General features: G+C 73.4%; 14 protein-coding genes and 4 pseudogenes. 10 read left to right on the top strand and 8 right to left on the bottom strand.

Annotated features, from left to right (window positions below; translation table 11 throughout):
* Position 1 precedes the first annotated feature (1 nt).
* The 4 genes from ABEB13_RS11800 to ABEB13_RS11785 are packed head-to-tail and all read left to right on the top strand — an operon-like array spanning position 2 to position 3,721.
* Entirely contained in the window at positions 2-1,234 is a 1,233-nt protein-coding gene (locus ABEB13_RS11800) for a metal-dependent hydrolase family protein (RefSeq protein ID WP_345705475.1), read from the top strand.
* 17 nt (positions 1,235-1,251) lie between these two features.
* Entirely contained in the window at positions 1,252-1,452 is a 201-nt protein-coding gene (locus tag ABEB13_RS11795; protein ID WP_345705474.1) for an MbtH family protein, read from the top strand.
* A gap of 30 nt (positions 1,453-1,482) precedes the next feature.
* Positions 1,483-2,091 (top strand): NADPH-dependent FMN reductase, encoded by a 609-nt coding sequence (locus ABEB13_RS11790; RefSeq protein ID WP_345705473.1) that lies wholly within the window; start codon positions 1,483-1,485, stop codon positions 2,089-2,091.
* A 25-nt stretch (positions 2,092-2,116) separates the two neighbouring features.
* On the top strand, positions 2,117-3,721 hold the full coding sequence (locus ABEB13_RS11785; protein WP_345705472.1) for an acyl-CoA carboxylase subunit beta: 1,605 nt from the start codon (positions 2,117-2,119) through the stop codon (positions 3,719-3,721).
* A gap of 105 nt (positions 3,722-3,826) precedes the next feature.
* Here ABEB13_RS11785 and ABEB13_RS11780 read toward each other — a convergent pair whose 3' ends face one another.
* Positions 3,827-6,760 carry a helix-turn-helix transcriptional regulator gene (locus ABEB13_RS11780; RefSeq protein WP_345705471.1) on the bottom strand — a complete coding sequence of 978 codons (2,934 nt, stop codon included), beginning with the start codon at positions 6,758-6,760 and terminating at the stop codon, positions 3,827-3,829.
* Positions 6,761-7,072: 312 nt separating this feature from the next.
* On the opposite strand from ABEB13_RS11780, the gene ABEB13_RS11775 reads away from it, so the two are divergent.
* The 5 genes and pseudogenes from ABEB13_RS11775 (at position 7,073) to rsgA (ending at position 11,977) form a co-directional block, all read left to right on the top strand.
* A complete protein-coding gene (locus ABEB13_RS11775) occupies positions 7,073-8,158 on the top strand; it encodes a ferritin-like domain-containing protein (protein WP_345705470.1) in 1,086 nt (361 codons plus the stop codon).
* A gap of 177 nt (positions 8,159-8,335) precedes the next feature.
* Positions 8,336-9,469 (top strand): annotated as a pseudogene (locus ABEB13_RS40510) (DHA2 family efflux MFS transporter permease subunit); the annotation flags it as partial.
* Positions 9,470-9,576: 107 nt separating this feature from the next.
* Complete coding sequence (locus ABEB13_RS11760) at positions 9,577-9,753, top strand: hypothetical protein (protein WP_345705467.1); 177 nt, start codon at positions 9,577-9,579, stop codon at positions 9,751-9,753.
* Positions 9,750-10,499: an SDR family NAD(P)-dependent oxidoreductase gene (locus tag ABEB13_RS11755; RefSeq protein ID WP_345705466.1), complete on the top strand. Its 750-nt coding sequence runs from the start codon at positions 9,750-9,752 to the stop codon at positions 10,497-10,499. Before ABEB13_RS11760 ends, ABEB13_RS11755 begins: the two co-directional genes overlap by 4 nt.
* Positions 10,500-10,901: 402 nt before the next feature.
* Positions 10,902-11,977, top strand: a pseudogene (gene rsgA / locus ABEB13_RS11750) (ribosome small subunit-dependent GTPase A).
* A gap of 115 nt (positions 11,978-12,092) precedes the next feature.
* Here rsgA and ABEB13_RS11745 read toward each other — a convergent pair.
* From ABEB13_RS11745 to ABEB13_RS11715, 7 genes and pseudogenes are all read right to left on the bottom strand, one after another.
* Positions 12,093-13,516 (bottom strand): annotated as a pseudogene (locus tag ABEB13_RS11745) (GH1 family beta-glucosidase).
* Positions 13,517-13,551: 35 nt separating this feature from the next.
* The gene (locus ABEB13_RS11740; protein ID WP_100892943.1) at positions 13,552-14,388 is read right to left on the bottom strand and encodes a carbohydrate ABC transporter permease; all 837 of its coding nucleotides are present in this window, start codon (positions 14,386-14,388) and stop codon (positions 13,552-13,554) included.
* A gap of 5 nt (positions 14,389-14,393) precedes the next feature.
* Positions 14,394-15,334 (bottom strand): annotated as a pseudogene (locus ABEB13_RS11735) (carbohydrate ABC transporter permease).
* A gap of 62 nt (positions 15,335-15,396) precedes the next feature.
* Entirely contained in the window at positions 15,397-16,701 is a 1,305-nt protein-coding gene (locus ABEB13_RS11730; RefSeq protein WP_345705465.1) for an ABC transporter substrate-binding protein, read from the bottom strand.
* A gap of 571 nt (positions 16,702-17,272) precedes the next feature.
* A complete protein-coding gene (locus ABEB13_RS11725; RefSeq protein WP_345705464.1) occupies positions 17,273-17,746 on the bottom strand; it encodes an ASCH domain-containing protein in 474 nt (157 codons plus the stop codon).
* Between the two features lie 58 nt (positions 17,747-17,804).
* Complete coding sequence (locus tag ABEB13_RS11720; RefSeq protein WP_345705463.1) at positions 17,805-18,116, bottom strand: DUF6980 family protein; 312 nt, start codon at positions 18,114-18,116, stop codon at positions 17,805-17,807.
* A 130-nt stretch (positions 18,117-18,246) separates the two neighbouring features.
* The gene (locus ABEB13_RS11715) at positions 18,247-19,260 is read right to left on the bottom strand and encodes a LacI family DNA-binding transcriptional regulator (RefSeq protein WP_345709635.1); all 1,014 of its coding nucleotides are present in this window, start codon (positions 19,258-19,260) and stop codon (positions 18,247-18,249) included.
* 340 nt (positions 19,261-19,600) lie between these two features.
* Between ABEB13_RS11715 and ABEB13_RS11710 the strand changes: the two genes are divergently transcribed.
* The gene (locus ABEB13_RS11710) at positions 19,601-21,286 is read left to right on the top strand and encodes a DNA-3-methyladenine glycosylase 2 family protein (RefSeq protein ID WP_345705462.1); all 1,686 of its coding nucleotides are present in this window, start codon (positions 19,601-19,603) and stop codon (positions 21,284-21,286) included.
* Positions 21,287-21,422: the final 136 nt, after the last annotated feature.

Genomic DNA, 21,422 nt, shown 5'->3' with positions numbered 1-21,422 from the left:
CATGGCACTGCTGCTCACCGGCGCGACCGTCGTCGACGGCCTCGGCAACGACCCGGTGCCGCGCGGATCCGTCCTCGTCGAGGGCGACCGGATCACCGGGATCGGCGTCGACGGCCCGGTCGGAACCGAAACCGTCGACCTCGACGGCCTCACCCTGCTGCCCGGCCTGATCGACGCCCACGTCCACATCGGCCACTCCAGCGAGATGCGCGCCGTCCTCAACCTGGAACTGTCCGTCGCGGAGCGCGCCGCCGACATCTTCCGGACCCTGCGCGAGACCCTCGACGCCGGCTTCACCGCCGTCCGCGACTGCGGCGGCATCGACCACGGCGTGCTGCGCACCGTCGCCCGGGGCCTCGTGCCCGGCCCCCGCATCTGGGCGTCCGCCTCGCCGCTCGTCCAGTGCGGCGGGCACGGGCACCTCGGCTCGCCGTTCGCGCCGCCGGACGACACCTTCCACTTCCGGGTCCGCGGCCTGACCGCGGTGGGACGGATCTCCGACGGCAACGACGAGGTCCGCAAGGCCGCCCGCGAGTGCTTCCGGCAGGGCGCCAGCTTCCTCAAGATGGCCGTCACCGGCGGCGTCGTCTCCATCGCCGACTCCCTGGACGACACCCAGTTCACCGTCGAGGAGATCGCCACCGCCGTGGCCGAGGCCCACGCCCGGCACACCTACGTCACCGTGCACGCCCACAACGTGGCCGGGATCCACAACGCCGTCACGGCCGGCGTGGAGTGCGTCGAGCACGGCACCGGCATCGACGAGGAGACGGCCGCGATGATGGCCGCCCGCGGCGTCAGCCTGGTGCCGACCCTGGCCATCGCCAAGGTCCTGGAGGAGAACTTCGACCAGCACGGCCTGCCGCCGCAGATCCGCGAACGCGTCGGCGACACCCTCCAGGGCATGACCGACGGCCTGCTCGCCGCCCGCGAGGCGGGCGTCCTGGTCGGCTCCGGCTCCGACCTGATCGGCCCCCGGCAGGACCGCCGCGGCCTCGAGATCGCCCTCAAGGCGAAGATCATCGGCGCCCACGAGGCCATCGTGTCGGCCACCTCCGTCAACGCCCGCATCATGCGGGTCGCCGACCGCATCGGCTCCGTCGAGACCGGCAAGCTCGCGGACCTGATCGCCGTCGACTTCGACCCGCTGACCGAACCCGAACTCTTCGACGACCCCACCCGTGTCGTCCTGGTCGTCAAGGGCGGCCGGATCGTCAAGGACACCCGCAAGTGACCCGGAAGGAAACCGTCATGACGGACCAGCAGACCACCGAGCCGCTGTACCTCGTCGTCGCCAACCACGAGGACCAGCACTCCCTCTGGGACGCCGACCTCCCGCTGCCCGACGGCTGGCACCCCCAGGGCTTCAGCGGCACCCGCGAGGAGTGCCTCGGCCACATCGAAGAGGTCTGGACGGACCTGCGTCCGCTCAGCCTCCGCACCACCGACTGACGCGCCGGACACAGGGGGAGAGACGTGGAGATGGTGGACTGGCCGGACCGCACACGGCCGCTCGTACTGGGCATCGGAGGAACGGGCCGACCCGACTCGACGACCGAGCGCGCCCTGCGCACCGCACTGCGCGGCGCCGAGCAGGCCGGAGCCGAGATCGCACTCCTCGACGGCCCCGGCCTCGCCCGGCTGCCGATGTACACCCCGCAGGGGAGCGAACGGACCACCGCCACCGAGCAGTTCCTCGCGACGGTGGCCCGGGCCGACGGGCTGGTCCTCGCCAGCCCCAGCTACCACGGCGGGATCTCCGCCCTGGTCAAGAACGCCCTCGACCACCTGGAGGACCTCCGGCACGACCGCCGCCCCTACCTCGACGGCCGCGCCGTCGGCTGCATCGTCACAGCGGCCGGCTGGCAGACCGGCGGCAGCACCCTGGCCGCCCTGCGCGCCACCGTGCACGCCCTGCGCGGCTGGCCCACCCCGCTCGGGATCACCGTCAACTCCGCCGAGCAGCAGCTGCGCACCGTCGAGTACGAGGCGGACCGCCGCTGCGTCGAACAGCTGGAGACGGTCGGCCGGCAGGTCGCCGGGTTCGCCCACGCGCACGCCCGGACCAGGCCCGCCGAGGTGACCTCGTGACCATCGGCACCCCCGCCACGGACCGGTGCGAGCCCGCCGCCGGTCACCAGCCGCCCCCGGGCCCGCCCGCCGGCCCACCACCGCGGAACGGCTCGCCGAGCACCAGCAGCGCCGGCAGGCCGCCCGCGAGCCCGGCTCACCGCGCGCGGCCCGCCGCCGCCGGGCGCTCGGCAAGTTCACCGCCCGCGAGCGGATCGACCTGCTGCTCGACGCCGGCTCCTTCCTGGAGACCGACCCGCTGGTGCGCCACCGCTCCACCAACTTCGGACTCGACGCCCAACGCCCGCCCGGCGACGGCGTGGTGACCGGCATGGGCACCGTCGACGGCCGCCCGGTGTGCGTGTACGCGCAGGACGCCACCGCCCACAACGGCAGCGTCGGCGAGATGTTCGGCGTGAAGGTCGGCAAGCTGCTCGACCTCGCCCTGCAGACCGGCTGCCCGGTCATCGGCATCAACGACTCCAGCGGCGCCCGCCTCCAGGAGGGCGTGCTCTCGCTCGCCGCCTACGGCCAGGTCGCCCGCCGGGTGGTCACCGCCTCCGGGGTGATCCCGCAGATCTCGGTGATCATGGGCATCTGCGCCGGCGGCGCCGTCTACACCCCGGCCGCGACCGACTTCGTCGTCATGGTCGAACGCACCTCGCACATGTTCGTCACCGGACCCGACGTGATCAGGACCGTGACCGGCGAGAGCGTCGGGCTGGAGGAGCTCGGCGGCGCCGCCGTCCACGCCCGCCGCACCGGCAACGCGCACTACATGGCCGCCGACGAGGAGGACGCCCTCCTCTACGTCAAGGAACTCCTCTCCTACCTGCCCGCCAACAACTGCGACACACCGCCCGTCCTGCCGGCCGCCGCCCCGCTGGGCACCACCGCGCGGGACACCGAGCTCGACCACGTCGTGCCGGACGCCGTGGAGCGGCCCTACGACATGTTCGAAGTCCTGGACCGCATCCTCGACGACGGCGAACTCCTCGAAGTGCACGCCGAGTTCGCCCCCAACATCCTCTGCGGGTTCGCCCGCGTCGAGGGCCGCCCGATCGGCGTCGTCGCCAACCAGCCCAAACACCTCGCCGGCTCGCTCGACATCGACGCCGCCGAGAAGGCCGCCCGCTTCGTCCGCTTCTGCGACGCCTTCAACCTGCCGATCCTCACCCTCGTCGACGTCCCCGGCTTCCTCCCCGGCACCGTCCAGGAGTACGCCGGCATCATCCGCAGGGGCGCCAAACTCGGCTTCGCCTACATCGAGTCGACCGTCCCCAAGGTCACCGTCATCGTCCGCCGCGCCTTCGGCGGCGGCTACGCCGTGATGGGCTCCAAGGAACTCGGCGCGGACCTCTGCCTCGCCTGGCCCACCGCCGAGATCGGCGTGATGGGCGCCCGCGGCGGCATCGACGTGCTCTTCCACCGGGAGATCGCCGCCTCCGCGGACCCGGAACCCACCCGGCGGCTCCTCACCGACGAGTACGAACAGACCCTCACCAGCCCGTACGTCGCCGCCGAACGCGGCTGCATCGACGACGTCATCGCCCCCTCGGAGACCAGGGCCGCCGTCGTCAAGGCGCTGCGCGCCCTGCGCAACAAGAGGATGGCGCTGCCGTTCAAGAAGCACAGCAACATTCCGCTCTGAGGGGGACCAGTGACCGCACGGCGCACCGCCCGCCGGGCCTGTTCGGCACGTCAACGCGCCGAACAGGCCCTGAACGCCCGGCTGGAGACCTTCATCCAGAACATCTCAGGGCTGCCGCCCGCCAGCCTGGACCCGACCACCGGCGTCGGCGTCCACCTCCAGCCGGTCCCGGGTGATGATGGCCGAGACCGCCGCCCGGTTGGCCACCCCGAGCTTCGCGAAGACGTTGGACAGGTGCATCTCCACCGTCTTCTCGGAGATGTGCAGCCCCTTCGCGATCAGCCGGTTGGTCAGACCGTCACCGACCAGCTCGGCGATCTGCCGCTCGCGCCCGGTCAGCCCGGTCACCGTCCGCGGTGAGTCCGCCGTCCGGCTGCGCGGCACTCTCGCCGCCAGCCGCCGGCGCTCCGAACGGGCCATCCTGGCCAGCGCCGCGGCGCCGAGGAGTTCGAGGTTCAGCTGCGCGGCCTTGAGCTCCCGGCCCGCCTCCTCGTGGTGCCCGTCCTGCCACAGCGCCGCCCCGAGCACCACCCGGGCGCGCAACGCGTCGATCGTCCGCCCCGCCGCCTCCAGCCCCCGTACGGCCCGCCGGGCGGGCGACAGGGCGTCCTCCCGGTGGTCGGTCAGGGCGATCCGCGCCTGCGCGAGCTCGGCCAGCGCGTGCCGGCCGGGCTGCGCCAGCGCGGCGGCCGCCGCCACCGCCCGGTCGGCCCAGCCCGCCGCGGCCGCCTCCCGGCCGGCCGCCAGCTCCGCGCGGGTCAGCAACTCGTACCAGGCCACCCGCGAGCCGGCGTCGGCCGCCGGCAGCTCGGGGCCGCCGGCCTGGGCGACCAGGGCCAGACAGCCCTCCGCATCCCCGTTGAGCAGCTTCGCCTCGGAGAGGATCCGCAGGGCCAGCGTCTCCTTCCAGCCGCCCGCCGACCGCGGCGGCTGCACGCTCGCCCGGCCGGCGCTCTCCAGCGCCTCCTCCAGCCGGCCGCGGGCCAGATCCACGTACGCCAGCATGGCCCGGGAGTTGACCAGTGCCTCCGGGCTGCCGGACAGCTCCGCCAGGTGGACGGCCTGCTCGGCGGCCGCATGCGCCTCCGGCAGCCGGCCGCGGTCCCGGAGTACGAACGCCTGCCCCGCGAGCAACTGCGGCAGGAACAGCAGCGAGCCCGAACGGGTGGCGAACTCCGCGCCCTTGTGGAAGTGGCGCAGCGCGTCGTTCCACCGCTCCAGCAGCACTCCGCTCCAGCCGATCCACACCGCGGCGTCCAGGCTCTGCGCCAGCTCGCTGTCCAGCATGCTGTCGAGGATGGCCGTCGCCCGCGCGTGGTGCTCCAGGGCGGGGTGCGGCCGCCCCGACGCGCTCGCCGCCATCGCCATCACCCCCAGCGCCGAGGCCTCCAGCGGGCGGTGCCGCAGGCGTTCGGCGATCACCAGGACCTCCTGCGCCCACCGGTAGCCGCCGTCCGGGTCGCCGCCGTGCAGGCGGCCGGTGGACAGCTCGAACCGCAGCATGGCGCAGGCCGGCGTCGGATCGTCGCCGACCGCCTCCAGCTCCCGGTGCAGCATCGCGGCGGTCTCCTCCGGCCGCCCCAGCAGCCGCTGGACCCGGGCCACCGAGGCGACCGCGATCGCGTGCTCCGCGACGTCGTCCGTGGGCAGCATCCCCAGCGCCTCGTGCATCAGCTCGCGGGCCTGCGGCAGCCGGCCGGAGGTGGCCTGCGCCTCGGCGAGCCGGAGCGTCAGGCGGGCCCGCCGGGCGTCGTGGCGCTGGTGGCGCGGCAGGGTGCGCAACGCCGTCGACAGCCACGCGGACGCCGTCTCCGGCTCGTTGAGGGACGCCGCCCGGGCGGCGCTCTCCAGCAGGCCCAGCCCGTCCAGGTCGCCGTACTCGATGCACTGCTCGACGTGCGGCGCCCGCTCCAGCGAGGAGGCGCCGCGGGCGCACAGCACCGTGTCGACCTGCGCGTGCACGCCGACCCGCCAGCTCAACTCGCTGCCGTGGTAGACCGCCCGGCGCACCACCGGGTGACGGAACGTGAAGTACTGGCCGGGGATGACCGGCCGCACCAGGTCGCGGCGGAGCAGCTCCCCGATCGCCCGGAGCACCAGGGTCGGCGTGCGGCCGAGCAGTTCGGCGACCAGGCCCACCTCGAACTCGTCGCCGACCACGGCCGCGGTCTCCGCGACCGCACGCGTCTCGGGGCACAGCGGCGCCAGCTCGTGCGCGAGCGCGGCGTAACCGCCGACCCTGGAGGGCTGGTCCGTCCGGCCGCCGTCCAGCGGCACCGGGTGCTCCGCCTGCTCGGCGAGCAGCACCTTCAGGTAGGCCGGGTTGCCACCGCTCTCCCGGTGCAGCGTGCGCCGGGCGAACGCGGTCGCCGCACCCGCCAGCAGCTCGTCGTAGTCCTGCTCCAACAGCGGTTCCAGATGCAGGTGTTCGACGAACATCTGCTCCGACCGGCCGCCCAGCGCGCGCAACAGGCCGGTGGTGGTCTGCCGGTCGCGGTAGCCCAGCACGAACAGCATGTCCGGCCTCGGCGGGCGTCGTAACAGGTCGGCCAGCGCATCCAGCGAGCGGGCGTCCGCCACGTGCAGATCGTCCAGGATCAGCACCAGCGGGCCGGCCGGCAGGGTGTCCAGGAGCGCACGCACCACCCGGCCGCTGCTCGGACCGGCGTGGTCGCCCTGCGCGGCGAGCCGCCGCTCGCCCTGCTCGTCGAAGGCGTCGGCGACGGTGCTGAACGGCGTCTCGGCCCACTCCTCGCGGGCCCGGCCGTTCAGCACGATCGCCTCCGTGGCCCGGGCCGTACGGGCGAACTCGGCGAGCACGGCGGTCTTTCCGGCACCGGCGTCACCGGTCACCTTCACCAGGCCCACGGCCCCGCTCCGGCCGTTCACCTCCGCCATGCACTTCGCGAGCGTCGCCAGGTCCGGAAGGCGTCCGACGACACTGGCCGGCTCCGTCGCGGGGCTGCCGCCCACCCGTGCCGCGCGCCCCGCCGTCGCGCCGTCCGCTCCTCGATGATCTCGTCGCCTGCCGGTACTCATCGGATCCCCCGTCGTCGTGTGAACGCGTCCATCACAGCAGGTACAGGTCAATAGCCGGTCGATTCCCGTTCGTGTCGCCTCTCTTGCCCGCAGCAGGACAACGCGCGTCGACCGCACAGGCGTTCCACCGGACTCCGCCCCCGCGGGCCGCCCGGGCGGAACGCCGCGGCCCGGTGCCGCGCCGAGCCACCGCACCCAGGGTAATCCCCACTGCACTCCAGGTGCGCGAGCGGCCAGACTTGATCCGTACTCGGGCTGCCCGATGACACGCCGTCGTGACCGTCCGACCGGCCCATCCCTGGAAGGGGACCCGTGAGCACACGCATGTACGCCCTCCCGGTCGAACAGACCAGCTGGGTCGTCCCCGGAGGCGGCACCACGGTCTTCGACTGGGAGTACGACGAGGGCAGGGACCGGCTGCTGAGCCTCTACGAAAAGGGCAAGCAGCGCCAGTGGGACGCCAACGAGCGCCTGGACTGGTCGATCGAGGTCGACGTCAACGACCCCATGGGCGTGCCCGAACAGACCATCGCCATCTACGGCTCCCGGGTCTGGTCCTCGCTCGGCCCCCGCGAACGCGGCATGGTCCGCCACCACCTCACCGCCTGGCAGTTCTCCCAGTTCCTGCACGGCGAACAGGGCGCCCTGATCTGCTCCTCCAAGATCGTGCACACCGTTCCCGACCTCGACTCCAAGTTCTACGCCGCCACCCAGGTGATGGACGAGGCCCGGCACGTCGAGGTCTACTCGCGCTACCTCCGCGAGAAGCTCCACCTCGCCTACCCGATCAACCCCGGCCTGAAGGCCCTGCTCGACGACGTCATCTCCGACTCCCGCTGGGACATGACCTACCTCGGCATGCAGGTGCTGATCGAGGGACTCGCGCTCGCCGCCTTCGGCCTCATCCGCGACTCCGCCACCGAGCCGCTCGCCCGGGCCCTCAACACGTACGTGATGCAGGACGAGGCCCGGCACGTCGCCTTCGGCCGGCTCGCCCTGCGCGACTACTACCCGCAGCTCACCGCCGCCGAGCGGGCCGAGCGCGAGGAGTTCTGCACCGAGGCCTGCCACCTGATGCGCCAGCGCTTCATCGGCGAGGAGGTGTGGCGCAACCTCGACGTCGACGCCGACGAGTGCATGGAGTTCATGAAGAACTCCGAGCACTTCCGGATGTTCCAGAGCCACCTCTTCTCACGCATCGTCCCGACCCTCAAGGACATCGGCCTGTTCGGCGACCGGATGCGCGACACCTTCGCCCAGATCGGGATCATCGGCTACGAGGGCCACGACATCGAGGCCCTGATGGAGCAGGACGAGAAGATCGCCGGCGACCTCGACCGCGCCCGGATCCTCCAGGTCGAGCAGGCCATCGGCCTCGGGGCCGAGGAACAGGTCTGACCCCCGTACCTCCGGGACAACCCGCAAGTCCGGGGCAACCCGCACCTCCGGGGCAACCCGCCCCGCCACGCCTCCAGCACACGGGAGAACGCAGCAGTGACGACGTCCGCACCCACCCGAACCGCGCGGGAGTACCGCCTGGTCACCCTGACGGCGTCGGGAGGAACCTTCCTTGCGATGCTCGACTCGACGGTCACCAACCTGGCCGTCCCCAAGCTCCACCACGACTTCGCGACCGCCTCGCTGCCGCAGCTCTCCTGGGTCATCACCGGCTACGCCGTCATGTTCGCGGCCCTGCTCGCCCCGGCCGGGCGGATGGCCGACGTGCTCGGCCGCCGCCGGCTCTTCGTCTTCGGCATCGGCACGTTCACGGTCGCCTCGCTGCTGTGCGCCGTCGCGCCCAGCATCGCCGTCCTGATCGGCACCCGCGTCCTGCAGGGCGTCGGCGCGGCCGCGATGATCCCGGCCTCCCTGGCGATCCTGCTGCTCGACGGGCCGGCGGACGGACGGGTGAAGTCCATCGGCCTGTGGAGCGCCGCCTCGGCACTGGCCGCCGCCGTCGGCCCGACCGTCGGCGGCATCCTGGTCGACCTGCTCGGCTGGCGCTCCGTGTTCTACATCAACCTGCCCTTCGGCATCATCCTGACCGTCTCGGCCCTGCGGCTGCTCGCGCCCACCGCCCGCCCCGCCGGTGCCCGCCTCCCCGACCCGCTCGGCACCGTCCTGCTGGCCCTCGGTGTCGGCGCCCTGACCCTCGGCGTCACCGAGGGCAGCACCTGGGGCTGGCTCGACGCGAGCACCGTGGGCGTCCTGGCGGCGGGCGTCGTCGCCGTCGCCCTGGCGGTGATCCGCTCGCTGCGGCACCCCGTCCCCGCCGTCGAGACCTCCCTGTTCCGCAACGGCGGCTTCGCGGCCACCAACGTGGTCTCCGTGCTCTACGGCATGGCCCAGTACCCGTGGCTGCTGGTCGGCGTCCTCTACATCACCGACCTGTGGCACTACTCCGAGATGGAGGCCGGCCTCGCCATGACCCCCGGCGCCATCGTCGCCTCCATCACCGCGCTGAACATGGGCAAGCTGGCCCCGCGGATCGGCGGCCCGCGGGGCGTCACCCTGGTCGGCCTGGTCGCGATCCTCCTCTGCGGCCTGCTGATGATCTTCGGGCTGACCGACCACGCCGCCTTCCTGGCGCTGTGGCTGCCCGCCGGATTCATCGTCGGCATCGGCATGGGCGCCACCACGATGGGCACCTCCAGCGCCGCCGCGTTCTCCGCGCCGCCGACCAAGTTCGCCGTCGGCAGCGGCGTGAACACCATGTCCCGCCAGTTCGGCGGAGCCCTCGGCATCGCGGCCCTCGCCGTCATCCTGCAGACCAGCGGCAACGGCAGCCGCCCCTCGACTCCTACCGGGACGTCTACGTGTTCTGCACCGTCGTCGTCGTGCTCGCCCTGCTGGTCAGCTTCGTCTGGCTGCGGCTCACCCCGGCCGCCCCGCCGGCCGCCGCACCCGCGTCCGCCCCGGCCGCCCAGAGCGCCGCCGCCGGCACGGCCCCGGCCGCCGCCCGGCAGGGCGAGGCCGCCGAGGGAGCGCGATGAGCACCCCGACCGCCGCGGACACCCCGGTGGCCCTGGTCACCGGCGCCGCCCGAGGCCTCGGCCGGGAGACCGCCCGGCAGCTGGCCGCGCTCGGCTTCACCGTCCTCGCCACCGCGCGCGACGAGGAACGCGGCCGGGCCGCCGCCGCCGAACTGGCCCGGGGCGGCAGCGACATCCGGTTCCTGCAACTGGACGTCACCGACCCCGCGTCGGTCCGCGCCGTCGCCGGGCACGTCGCCGCCGACTTCGGCCGCCTCGACGTCCTGGTCAACAACGCCGGTGTCACCGGCATCCCGCGCGGCACCCGCCGCACCGTCGACGAGCTCACCGCCGACGACCTCCGCAGCACCCTGGAGACCAACCTGGTCGGGCCGTTCGCGCTCACCCAGGCCCTGCTGCCGTACCTGCGCAAGGCCGGCGGACGGATCGTCAACCTCACCAGCACCCTGGCCACCTTCGCCCGCACCGGCCCGGGCACCACGCCCGGCCGCCCGGACCTGCTCCCGTACTGCGCCTCCAAGGCGGCCCTCAACATGGCCTCCGTGCTGTGGGCGTCCGCCCTGCGGGACTCCGGTGTCACGGTCTGCGCCGTCTCGCCCGGCTTCGTGGCCACCGACATGAACAACTTCACCGGCACCAGGACGGTCGCCGAGGGCGCCGCCGTGGTGGTGGCCGCCGCCACCGCCCCCGCCGACGAACTCCCCGACCGCGCCTTCGTCACCGACACCGGGACGGCACCCTGGTAGCCGCCGCCGGCGTCGCCCCGGAGCCCCGGACGCACCACGCGTCCGGGGCTCCGCCGCACCCGCGCGCGCCACGTCGACGCGCCGCGAGCCGTGCCGCCGGGCGCCGCGGAAGCCCGGCGCCGCAGGAAACCCGGTGCCGCGGAAACTCCGGTGCGCCCGACCGCCCGGTCGGCTAGCGTGTGCTCCGTTCGTGCGGCCCGTCCGGGCTGCCGCCGTGAGCCCGACCGGTGCTCCACAGGGACCAGGAGGTGAGGACCGTGATGACTGTCATTGCGATGGGCGCTGCCCGCGTCCGCCAGTTCATCGTTCCCACCCCCGTGGTCTCCGGCTGACACCCACATCCATCGACGCGCCGCACCGGCGCGCAGGCCGGGGCCACCCTTCCGAAGGGTCACCCCCGAAGTGAACGACACCTCTGTCGCCCACCCGCTGTCCGGCTACGGCTGGACGGAGGACCGGGCCGCCGAGTTCACCCCCTCGCCGAGGCCGGGCTCACGCCCGCCCGGATCGTCCGCGTCGACCGCGGCCGCTGCGACGTCCTGCTCGCCGACCCCGCCACGGGCGAGGCCCGCACCGTCCGCGCCGACAGCAGGCCGGTCGGCGACCCCGACCCGGTCAGGTCGCCCTGCACCGGCGACTGGTGCGCCGTCGACCTCGCCGCCGCACCGCTGCCGACCGTCGCCGCACTCCTGCCGCGCACCACCGCGGTCGTCCGCAAGACCTCGGGCAAGCGCTCCGACGGCCAGGTGCTGGCAGCCAACGTCGACACCGTCCTCATCGCCGTCTCGCTGGCCGCCGAACCCGACCTCGGCCGGGTCGAGCGCTTCCTCGCGCTCGCCTGGGAGAGCGGCGCCGAACCGCTGGTCGCCCTCACCAAGGCCGACCTGGTCGACGACGCCGACCACATCCGCGCCGACGTCGAGGGGATCGCCCCCGGCGTCCCGGTCGTGGCCGTCAGCGCCGGCACCGGCGAGGGCATGGACGTCCTGCGGGCCTGCCTGCACGGCTCCACCGCGCTGGTCGGCCAGTCCGGCGCCGGCAAGTCCACCCTCACCAACGCCCTCGTCGGGGCCGACGTCATGACGGTCCAGCAGACCAGGTCCGTCGACGAGAAGGGCCGGCACACCACGACCACCCGCGAGCTGATCCCGTTGCCAGGCGGGGGCGTGGTCATCGACACCCCGGGGCTGCGCGGCGTCGGCCTGTTCGGCGGCGAGGGCGTGGCGATGGCCTTCGCCGACATCGACGACCTCGCCGGGCAGTGCCGCTTCGACGACTGCAGCCACCGCTCCGAGCCGGGCTGCGCGGTGGCGGCGGCGCTCGCCGACGGCACCCTCCCGCAGCGCCGGATGGAGAGCTTCCTCAAGCTGCAGCGGGAGAACGAGTGGATCGCCTCCCGCAGCGACGCCCGGCTCGCCGCCGAGCGCACCCGCCGCTGGAAGATGATCACCAAGTCCGCCCGGACGGCCCGCCCCTGACAGGCGGGCCGCCGCGCGCGGGCCGACGACAAGGCGCGGCCGCCGGGTGCCAGTACCCGGCGGCCGCGCGGCCGTCCCTGCCCCGCCCCCACAACACGCGGGGCAGACCGGCGTCTCAGGCGGGCAGCTCCCCGGTGCGGACGACCTCGGCGTACCAGTGCGCGCTGGCCTTGGGCGTGCGGCGCTGGCTGGCGAAGTCCACGTGCACGATGCCGAACCGCTTGCCGTACCCGTACGCCCACTCGAAGTTGTCCAGCAGCGACCAGAGGAAGTAGCCGCGCACCGGCGCCCCGTCCTCGATCGCCCGGCGTACCGCGTTCAGGTGCCTGTGCAGGTACGCGATCCGCTCCGGGTCCTTCACCGCACCCGACGGGTCGCAGTAGTCGTCGTACGCCGCGCCGTTCTCGGTGATCAGCAGCGGCAGGCCCGGCAGGTCGTCGCGCAGCCGGGTCAGCAGCTCGTACAGGCCGTCGGCGTCCACCGGCCAGCCCATCGCCGTCCGGCTGCCGTCGGCCGGCAGGAACCGCACGCCTCGGTCGGCGGGCCAGGGGGACAGCTCCCCGGCGTGGCCGTCCTGCCGGGCGGCGGGCGCGTCCGGATCGTCGGCGCCGACCACGGTGGGCGTGTAGTAGTTGATCCCCAGCGAGTCGATCGGACGGGAGATCTCCGCCAGGTCGCCGTCGTGGACGAACGACCAGTCGGTGACGGCGGCCGTGTCGGCCAGCACGTCCGCCGGGTAGCGACCGTGGAACACCGGGTCGAGGAAGATCCGGTTGGCCAGGCCGTCGATCCGGCGGGCCGCGTCCAGGTCGGCCGGGCTCCCGCTCAACGGCCGCACCGCGGCCAGATTGAGGGTCAGCGACACCTCGGAGCCGGCGGGCAGCTCGGCGCGCAGCGCGGCCGTGCCGAGGCCGTGCGCCAGCAGCAGGTGGTGGTGGGCGGCCAGGGCGTCGGCCGGGTCCGTCCGGCCCGGCGCGTGCACGCCGCTGCCGTAGCCGAGGAAGGCGCTGCACCACGGCTCGTTGAGCGTCGTCCAGGTGGGGATCCGGTCGCCGAGGCGGCGGGCGGCGACGGCCGCGTACTCGGCGAACCGGTACGCGGTGTCGCGGTTCGTCCAGCCGCCGGCGTCCTCCAACTCCTGTGGCAGGTCCCAGTGGTAGAGCGTGGCGACGGGGAGATCCCGGCGCCGAGCAGTTCGTCCACCAGCCGGTCGTAGAAGTCCAGGCCGGCCTCGTTGACCGGGCCGCGGCCGCCGGGCACGATCCGCGGCCAGGCCAGCGAGAAGCGGTACGCGCCCAGGCCGAGGCCGGCCATCAGGGCGACGTCCTCGCGGTAGCGGTGGTAGTGGTCGGCGGCGATGTCGCCGGTGTCGCCGTTGCGGACCTTGCCCGGGGTGCGGCTGAAGGTGTCCCAGATGGACGCCGTCCGGCCGTCCTCGGCGGCGGCGCCCTCGATCTGGTAGGCCGCGGTGGCGGTGCCCCAGACGAAGCCGGTCGGGAAGCCGGTGCGGACGGGGGAGGGGAGGGCTTCGACGGACATGTCGCCTTCCGTGGAGAGATGGGGTGGAGGCTGGTTCAGCCCTTGACTGCGCCCTGCATGATGCCGCCGACGATCTGCCGGCCGAGCAGGGCGAAGACCGCCAGCACAGGGAGTGTGCCGAGCAGGGTGCCGGCCATGACGATCGACTGGTCGGGCACGTACCCCTGACCCAGCGACTTCAGTGCGACCTGCACCGTCGGGTTCTGCGAACTCAGCGCCACGATGGGCCAGAAGAAGTCGTTCCAGGTCGCCATGAAGGTCAGCATGCCCAGCACGGCCATGCCGGGCCTGGCCACCGGCAGCACGATCGACCGGAAGATCCGCAGGGTGGACGCGCCGTCGACGCGCCCGGCCTCGATCAACTCGTCCGGCAGCGCCTGGATGAGGAACTGCCGCATGAAGAACACGCCGAAGGCCGAGACCAGAGCGGGCAGGATCACCGCAGGAAGCTTGTTCTGCAGGTCCATCTTCACGATCACCATGAACAGCGGGATCACGCCCAGCTGTGGCGGGATCATCATGGTGCCGACGGTCAGCGCCAGCAGCAGACCCCGCCCGCGGAAGCGCAGCTTCGCGAACGCGAACCCGGCCAGCGTGGAGGAGAGCACCACACCCGCGGTGACCGCGGTCGACACCACCAGTGAGTTCCACAGCGCGGTGCCGATCGCGGCCTGCTGCAGCGCCTCACCGATGTTGTGGAACAGGTTCGGGCCCGGCGTCAGCGCCGGACGGGCCGCGCTGAGCTCGGAGTTGGTACGGCTGGCCGCGACCAGCGTCCAGTAGAACGGGAAGACGAACATCAGCGTGGCGCCGATCAGCACGGCGTACGCCATCGGGCCGCCCTGGAGCGGGGAGCGCCGGGTGGATTTCATGTCGGTCACCGGTCCGTACGGTTGCGCCGGGCGGCGATCGCCGCGTTCAGCAGGGCGAGCACGACGATCAGCAGGAACATCACCCAGGCCACGGCCGCCGCGCGCCGAGGTGGAAGAACGTCCAGCCCTGCTCGTACATGTAGAGGCCGAGGGTCTGGTACTGGTGCGAGATGCCGCCGCCCGCGTTGCCCTCGTACAGCAGCGGTTCGCCGAACAGCTGGGTGGCACCGATGGTGGAGACCACCACGGTGAACACGATCGTCGGCCGCAGCCCGGGGATCGTGACGTGCCGGAACTGCTGCCAGCGCGAGGCGCCGTCCATCGCCGCCGACTCGTAGAGCTCGCCCGGGATGGCCTGCATGCCGGCCAGGTAGATCAGCGCGTTGTAGCCCGTCCAGCGCCAGGTGACGATCGCGGAGACGCCGAACTGCGAGGCCCAGGTGCTCGCCTGCCAGTCCACCGGGTCCAGACCGACCGCGCCGAGCAGCCAGTTGATCAGCCCGTAGTCCCGGCCGAAGAGCTGCGCGAACACCAGGGTGGCCGCGGCCACCGACGTCGCGTACGGCATCAGCATCGCGACCCGGAAGAACGTCCGGCCGCGCAGGCGGTAGTTGAGCAGGTGCGCCAGGCCCAGCGCCATCAGCAGCTGCGGGACGGTGGACAGCACACCGATGGTGAACGTGTTCCGCAGGGCGTTCCAGAAGAACGGGTCCTCGAACAGCCGGGTGTAGTTCTGCAGACCCAGCCAGTCCATGTGGTCGGAGGTCTGCAACTCGACCCGGTGCAGCGACACATAGGCCGTGTAGAGCAGCGGGAACAACCCGAAGGCGGCGAACAGGGCGAAGAACGGCGCGACGAAGCCGTACGGGGCGAAGCGCCCCGCCGGGCGCCGCCGGGCGGTGCCCGATGCGGCGGCCGGCAGCCGCGCGGAGGAGGTGATGGCCATGGAAGGTCCTTCGACGGGGCCCCCGGTCCCGGCACGGGCCGGGACCGGGGGCCGGTGTGACGTCAGTTGCCGTTCGCCTTCTTGACGTTGTCGAGCGCGTGCTGCCAGGCGGTGGCCGGAGCGGTGTTGGTGCGCTCCACCTCACCCAGCGCGTCGGTGAACGCCTTGCCGACCACACCGTCGTCCGTCCCGAGCACCTGCGCGGGCATCGCGGCCGCCGACTCGGAGAAGATCTTGCCGATCGGCGCGTTGTTGAAGTACGGGTCCTGCACCGAGGTGATCTCCGCCTGCGCACCCGTGCTGGACGGGAAGGAGCCCTGCTTGGTGAAGAGCTTCACCTGCTGCTCCTTGGCGTTCAGCCACTGGATCAGCTCGGCCGCCTCCTTCGGGTGCTTCGCGGTCCGCGGCACCGTCAGGTACGAGCCGCCCCAGTTACCGGTCTTGCCGGGGCCCGAGGCGATGTCCCACTTGCCCGCGAACGCGTCGCCGGCCTGGCCCTTGATGTAGCCGATCATCCACGCGGGGCAGCTGAGGGTGGCGAACTTGCCGGTCGAGAACGCCTTGTTCCACTCGGGCGTCCACTGCGGCAGCTTCGCGGACAGGCCGTCGGCGACCAGCTTCGTCGAGTCGTCCCAGGCGGTCTTCACCGCCGGGCTGCTGTCGTAGACGGCCTTGCCGCTCTCGTCCGCGTAGCGGACCTTCGACTGGCCGACCTCGGCGGTGAACATGCCCGCCGCGCTGTCCGTCCAGGCGTTGCCGGCCTGCGCCTTGGCCGCGTACTGCTTGCCCAGGTCGAGGTAGCCCTGCCAGGTCGACCACTTGGCGGCGAGCTCGGTGCGGTCGGTCGGCAGGCCGGCCGCCTTGAAGAGGTCGGTGCGGTAGCAGATCGCCTCCGGGCCGATGTCGGTGCCCGCGCCGAGCACCTTGCCGTCGGCGGTCTTGATCGCCGCGCCCTTCCACGGCACCAGGCCGTCGTTGACGCCGCCGGCGCCCAGGGTCTTGAGGTCGTAGAACTTGTCCGCCTGCTTCTGCACCACGCTCGCCACCCGGCCGACCTCCAGGCCCTGGATGTCGGCCAGCCCGCCGCCGCCGGCCAGCTTGGTCTGCAGCGCCTGCCAGTACTGGCCCTCGTCCTGGGTGTCGGACTGCTTGATGGTGATGTTCGGGTGCAGCTTGCTGTACTCGTCGTACAGGCCGGTCTCCTTGAAGCCGAACGTGCCGAAGAGGTCGATCGTGAGGGTGACCTTGCCGTCCGCGGCGTCCTTCGAGCCGGTGGTGCCGGAGCTGCTGCAGGCGGTGAGCAGCAGCGCCGCGGCGAGGACGGTGGTGCCAAGGGCTGCGGAGCGTCGGGCTCTGAACGGGCGCATGGGGAGGTCTCCTGACCGGGGCAGGCGGGGGTGGTGACGCGGCGAGCGCTGTTCAGGCGGAAATCTGAGAGCGCTCTCAGCGATGAAAGGAGAGTGCCGGGGCGCCGGTCCGGCCGTCAAGGGGTCGAAACCTGACCGTAACCTCGGCGATCGGGGGAGCGGGCCGGCCGAGGGCCCGGTGTGGGTTCGATTCGGTGAAGGCCGGACGGATTCCGTTCAGAGCGTTGACAGTCCAGCAACACGGGCCCTACCGTCCCTTTTTTGAGAGCGCTTTCACTGTTGGGTCCGAGGCCCCGCCCAGAGGTGGACCGGATGAAGGTCGGTCCGCTGCACGACCGGCTTTTCGGTGGGCTTGGCGACCGGCTTCGCGATCGGCGCGCTCGGGGGCCCCGGCTCCGGCACCGGCGCTGTCCGACCGGAGCGGGTCCGACCGGAGTGGGCCGGCCGGCCGTCGGCGAATGTCCTCGCGCAGCTGCGGACGGGCGCCACCGAGGCCCGGACGGGGGGATGCGTGTCGCTGTCGTGCAGCCCGCTCGACTGACCGGCCCCGCCTGTCCGCGCGATGGGACTCTCAGCCGGCGGCGGCGGGCCCGGTCGCTCCGGCGTCAGCCCGGCCCTGCCCGGTGACGTGCTCGACGACGCGGAACCGCTGGAGGACGAGGAGGGTCGTGTCGTCCACGGTGAAAGCGGCGTCGCCCAACTCGTCGCGGACCGCGGCGCTGTGCCAGAACCGCTCGTGCCCGGCCCGCCATTCCGCGACCGAGGAGTGGCCCTCGCCCTCGTCCACGGCGTGCGCCAGGTCGACCTCCGCGAGCGGCGCGATCCGCACCTCGGTCAGCTCGATCACCGCGACCACCCTGTCCGCGGAGTCCACCACCGCTTCCCGCCCGCCGACGGCCGGCAGCTCCTCGCCCAGCCGCTCGTACCCGGCCAGCAGCGCGGTCGTACTCGTCTTGGAACCGTCCAGGATCGCCGCCACCAGCGCATCCCGCAGCGGCCCCGGGAAGGCGAACTCGGCCTTCGGCAGCCCCTGGTGCCCACTCATCGTGCCGTCCCTCCACGCGCGGCGCGGGTGGCGCGTCGGGGCTGCGCCCAGGGCTCGCTCACCGGGGCTGCGGCCCGAGCCAGCGGCCGTCCTCGAACTCGGCCGGAACGTCGTCCGTCCACGGGTCGATCCCGAGCCGCTCCAGCTCCTCGAACCAGCGGTCGCGCTGCGACTCCGGGAGCGCCCGCCCGCACCACGGGCAGAAGGCGATGGTGATCGCGGACCGGCCGCCGTCGTGGACGATCAGGCCGTACTCCCGGTGGGCGGGGTCGAAGCGCACCAGCGCGTCCGGGCAGTCGAACGGGTCGGCGTGCAGGTCGCAGCTCCGTCCCGCATGAGCGGTCATCGCGGCGCAGCAGTGGTCGGTCATCCGGCCAGCTTCGCGCAGAACGGGATCCGGGCGAAACCGGTTTCCGCGGACGGCCGGGCCGGGCCGGGCCGGGTGCGAGGGGTGACGGTCCGGGCCGGGCGTGAGGATGACGGGCGGGGTGGCGGAGGTGTCAGGCCGAGTTGCGGACCACCAGTCGGGTCGGGGTGATGACGGACGTCGGTCCGGGACGACCGGGGCCGTCCGAGCCGCCGGTGAGCCGCCGCAGGAGCAGCCGGGCCATCAGCCGCCCCATCTCCTCGATGTCCTGGCGGACGGTGGTGAGCGGGGGCTCCGTCCAGGCGGCGATCTGCTCGACGTCGTCGAAGCCGACCACGGCGACGTCCTCCGGGACCCGTCGGCCGGCCTCGCGGAGTACGCGCAGGGCGCCCGAGGCCATCGCGTCGGAGGCCGCGAAGACGGCGTCCAGGTCGGGGCGGCGGGCGAGCAGTTCCGCCATCGCCCGGCCGCCGCCGTCCGGCGTGAAGTCGCCCTCGGCGATCAGGTCCGGGTCGCCGTCGGGGAGCAGGTCGCGGTAGCCGTCGAGGCGGTCCAGCGAGGACGTCTGGTCCAGCGGGCCGGTGACGGTCGCGATCCGCGTCCGGCCCAGGTCGCGCAGGTGCTGGACGGCGATCCGGGCGCCGCCGCGGTTGTCGCTGTCGACGTAGACCAGGTCGCGGTCCGACTCGGCGCCGGGCCAGCCCGGGCGCCCGCCTATCACGAAGGGCAGCCCCACCCGCCGGGCCATCTCGGGCAGCGGGTCGCTGTGGTGCAGCGAGAACAGCAGGGCGCCGTCGACGTGGCCGCCGGCCAGGTAGCGGCCGACCCGCTCGTAGTCGGCCTGGTCCTCGATCAGCAGCAGGACCATCTGGTTGTCGGCCGCGGACAGCTCCCGGCTGATGCCGCGCAGGTGCTGGGCGAAGAACGGATCGGAGAACAGCCGGCTCTCCGGCTCCGCGACGACCACGGCGACCGCGCCGTTGCGACGGGTGACCAGGGTCCGGGCGGCCAGGTTGGGGACGTACCCGAGCTCGTCGACGGCCTGCTGCACCTTCTCGCGCAGCGACGCGCGGACACCGGCGCCGCCGTTGACCACCCGGGAGGCGGTGGCGCGGGAGACCCCGGCCAGCTCGGCGACCGACTCCAGGGTCGGCCGCGGCGCGGCGCCCGAGGGCTCGGCGGTGGAGGGCCCGGTACCGGTACCGGAGGGCTCGGTGCCGGGGCGCTGGTGCTGGGACACCGGGGGCTCCTCTCTGCGTGCTGATTGCTTCGGCTGCGTGCTGATCGCTCTGTCGGGTGCGCCGGCTGCGTTCCCGTCGCATGATTCCCGTGTTTCCTTCGCTTCTGAGCCTATCGGGTGGGGGAGGGGAATGAGAGCGCTCCCAGTGGGGCGTGTCCGGCAGTGTCCGTCCGCGGGGGCCCGAGGCCGGACGGCCACGTCCGATTTCCGCCAGTCGGGCCCCGGGCAATGGCGCAGACTGGGAGGCGTGATCGACGACGAGACCAGGTACCGCGCCGTGGACAGCCGGGACGCCCGCTTCGACGGCGTGTTCTTCACCGCCGTCCGCACCACCGGCATCTACTGCCGGCCCAGCTGCCCGGCGGCGACCCCCAAGCGCATCAACTGCACGTTCTTCGCCACGGCGGCCGCCGCTCAGGGCGCGGGCTTCCGGGCCTGCCGCCGCTGCCGCCCCGACTCCGTCCCCGGCTCGCCCGAGTGGAACCACCGGGCCGATCTGGTGGGCCGCGCCGTCCGGCTGATCGGCGACGGGGTCGTCGACCGGGAGGGTGTCGCCGGCCTCGCCGACCGCCTCGGCTACAGCGCCCGCCAGGTCCAGCGCCAGCTCACCGCCGAACTCGGCGCCGGACCGCTCGCCCTCGCCCGCGCCCAGCGTGCCCAGACCGCCCGGCTGCTGCTCCAGACCACCGCGCTGCCGGTCACCGAGGTCGCCTTCGCGGCCGGCTTCGCCTCCGTCCGGCAGTTCAACGACACCGTCCGCGAGGTCTACGACCGCACCCCGAGCGGTCTGCGGTCCGAGAACGCGACCGGCCACCCGAAGGCTGCCACCCCCGGCACGATCACCCTGCGCCTCGCCTACCGCGGCGCCCTCGACAGCGACCACCTGCTCGACTTCCTGGCCCTGCGCGCCGTCCCCGGCGTCGAGGAGGTGGTGGCCGGCGACCGCCCCGGCGTCCGGACCTACCGCCGCACCCTCGCCCTCCCCTACGGGCACGCGGTGGCGGAGGTGGACGGACTGGCGGCGGCCGACCCGCCCACCCGGGGCTGGCTGGACTGCCGGCTCACCCTCACCGACCTGCGCGACCTCACGACGGCGGTGCACCGGCTGCGGGTCCTGTTCGACCTGGATGCCGACCCGGACGCGGTCGACGAGCAACTCGGCGCGGACGGGGTGCTCGGCGCAGCCGTCCGCAGCCGTCCCGGCGTGCGCTCGCCGGGGCACGTCGACCCGCACGAACTCGCCGTCCGCGCCGTCCTCGGCCAGCAGATCACCGTCGCCGCCGCCCGCACGCTCGCCGCCCGGCTGAGCGAACGCTACGGCGTCGAACTGCCCGAACCCAGCGGCGGCCTGCGGCTCCTCTTCCCGACGCCGCAAGCCCTGGCCGAAGCCGCCGACGAAGACCTCGCGATGCCCGCCTCCCGGCGCCGCGCCCTGCGAGGGCTGTGTGCGGCCCTGGCCGGAGCCGGAGCCGGAGCCGAAACCGGAGCCGGAGCCGGAGCCGCGGACGTGGGGGATGTCGGGAGCGCCGAGGGTGGTGGGCGTGGGGGAGTGAGTGTCGGCTCCGGCGTTGCAGTCGGTGTGAGGCTCGACGCGGGCGTGGACCGGGAGGAGGCCGCTGCGGCGCTGCTCGCGCTGCCCGGCATCGGGCCGTGGACGGTCGGCTACCTGCGGATGCGCGCCCTCGCCGACCCCGACGTCTTCCTTCCCGGTGACGCCGGCGTCCGGCACGGCCTGCAGCGCCTCGGCCGACCGGGCGACCCTGCCGCTGCGGCGGCGGCAGCGCGTGCCTGGGCGCCGTGGCGCTCCTATGCGGTGCACCGCCTGTGGCTGGCCGCGGGGACGCCTGCGCCTGCCTCGGCGCCCGAGTCGACGCCGCGACGGGCGGCCCGTCGGGCGACCGACGGCCTCGACGAGGTAGGAGTACGGGCGTGAACGGGACGGTCGGTGCTGGTGCCGGTCGGTGTGGTTTGAGTGCCGGGGCGGGGAGGCCGAGCCGCGCGATGATGGACAGCGAGGTGAGCAAGGTGAGCAAAGTAGGCGACGTGGGCGAGCGGGCGGATCTCGGCAG

The organism is Kitasatospora paranensis, assembly GCF_039544005.1.
In the GTDB taxonomy this organism is placed as follows: Bacteria; Actinomycetota; Actinomycetes; order Streptomycetales; family Streptomycetaceae; genus Kitasatospora; species Kitasatospora paranensis.
This window is presented reverse-complemented; position numbering and strand designations above follow the sequence as displayed.

Excerpts from the sequence above, each read along its gene's own strand:
- ABEB13_RS11740 (WP_100892943.1), bottom strand. The coding sequence starts at position 14,388 with ATGAAATCCACCCGGCGCTCCCCGCTCCAGGGCGGCCCGATGGCGTAC.
- ABEB13_RS11795 (WP_345705474.1), top strand. The coding sequence starts at position 1,252 with ATGACGGACCAGCAGACCACCGAGCCGCTGTACCTCGTCGTCGCCAAC.
- ABEB13_RS11730 (WP_345705465.1), bottom strand. The coding sequence starts at position 16,701 with ATGCGCCCGTTCAGAGCCCGACGCTCCGCAGCCCTTGGCACCACCGTC.
- ABEB13_RS11790 (WP_345705473.1), top strand. The coding sequence starts at position 1,483 with ATGGTGGACTGGCCGGACCGCACACGGCCGCTCGTACTGGGCATCGGA.
- ABEB13_RS11720 (WP_345705463.1), bottom strand. The coding sequence starts at position 18,116 with ATGACCGACCACTGCTGCGCCGCGATGACCGCTCATGCGGGACGGAGC.
- ABEB13_RS11725 (WP_345705464.1), bottom strand. The coding sequence starts at position 17,746 with ATGAGTGGGCACCAGGGGCTGCCGAAGGCCGAGTTCGCCTTCCCGGGG.
- ABEB13_RS11780 (WP_345705471.1), bottom strand. The coding sequence starts at position 6,760 with ATGAGTACCGGCAGGCGACGAGATCATCGAGGAGCGGACGGCGCGACG.
- ABEB13_RS11800 (WP_345705475.1), top strand. The coding sequence starts at position 2 with ATGGCACTGCTGCTCACCGGCGCGACCGTCGTCGACGGCCTCGGCAAC.
- ABEB13_RS11755 (WP_345705466.1), top strand. The coding sequence starts at position 9,750 with ATGAGCACCCCGACCGCCGCGGACACCCCGGTGGCCCTGGTCACCGGC.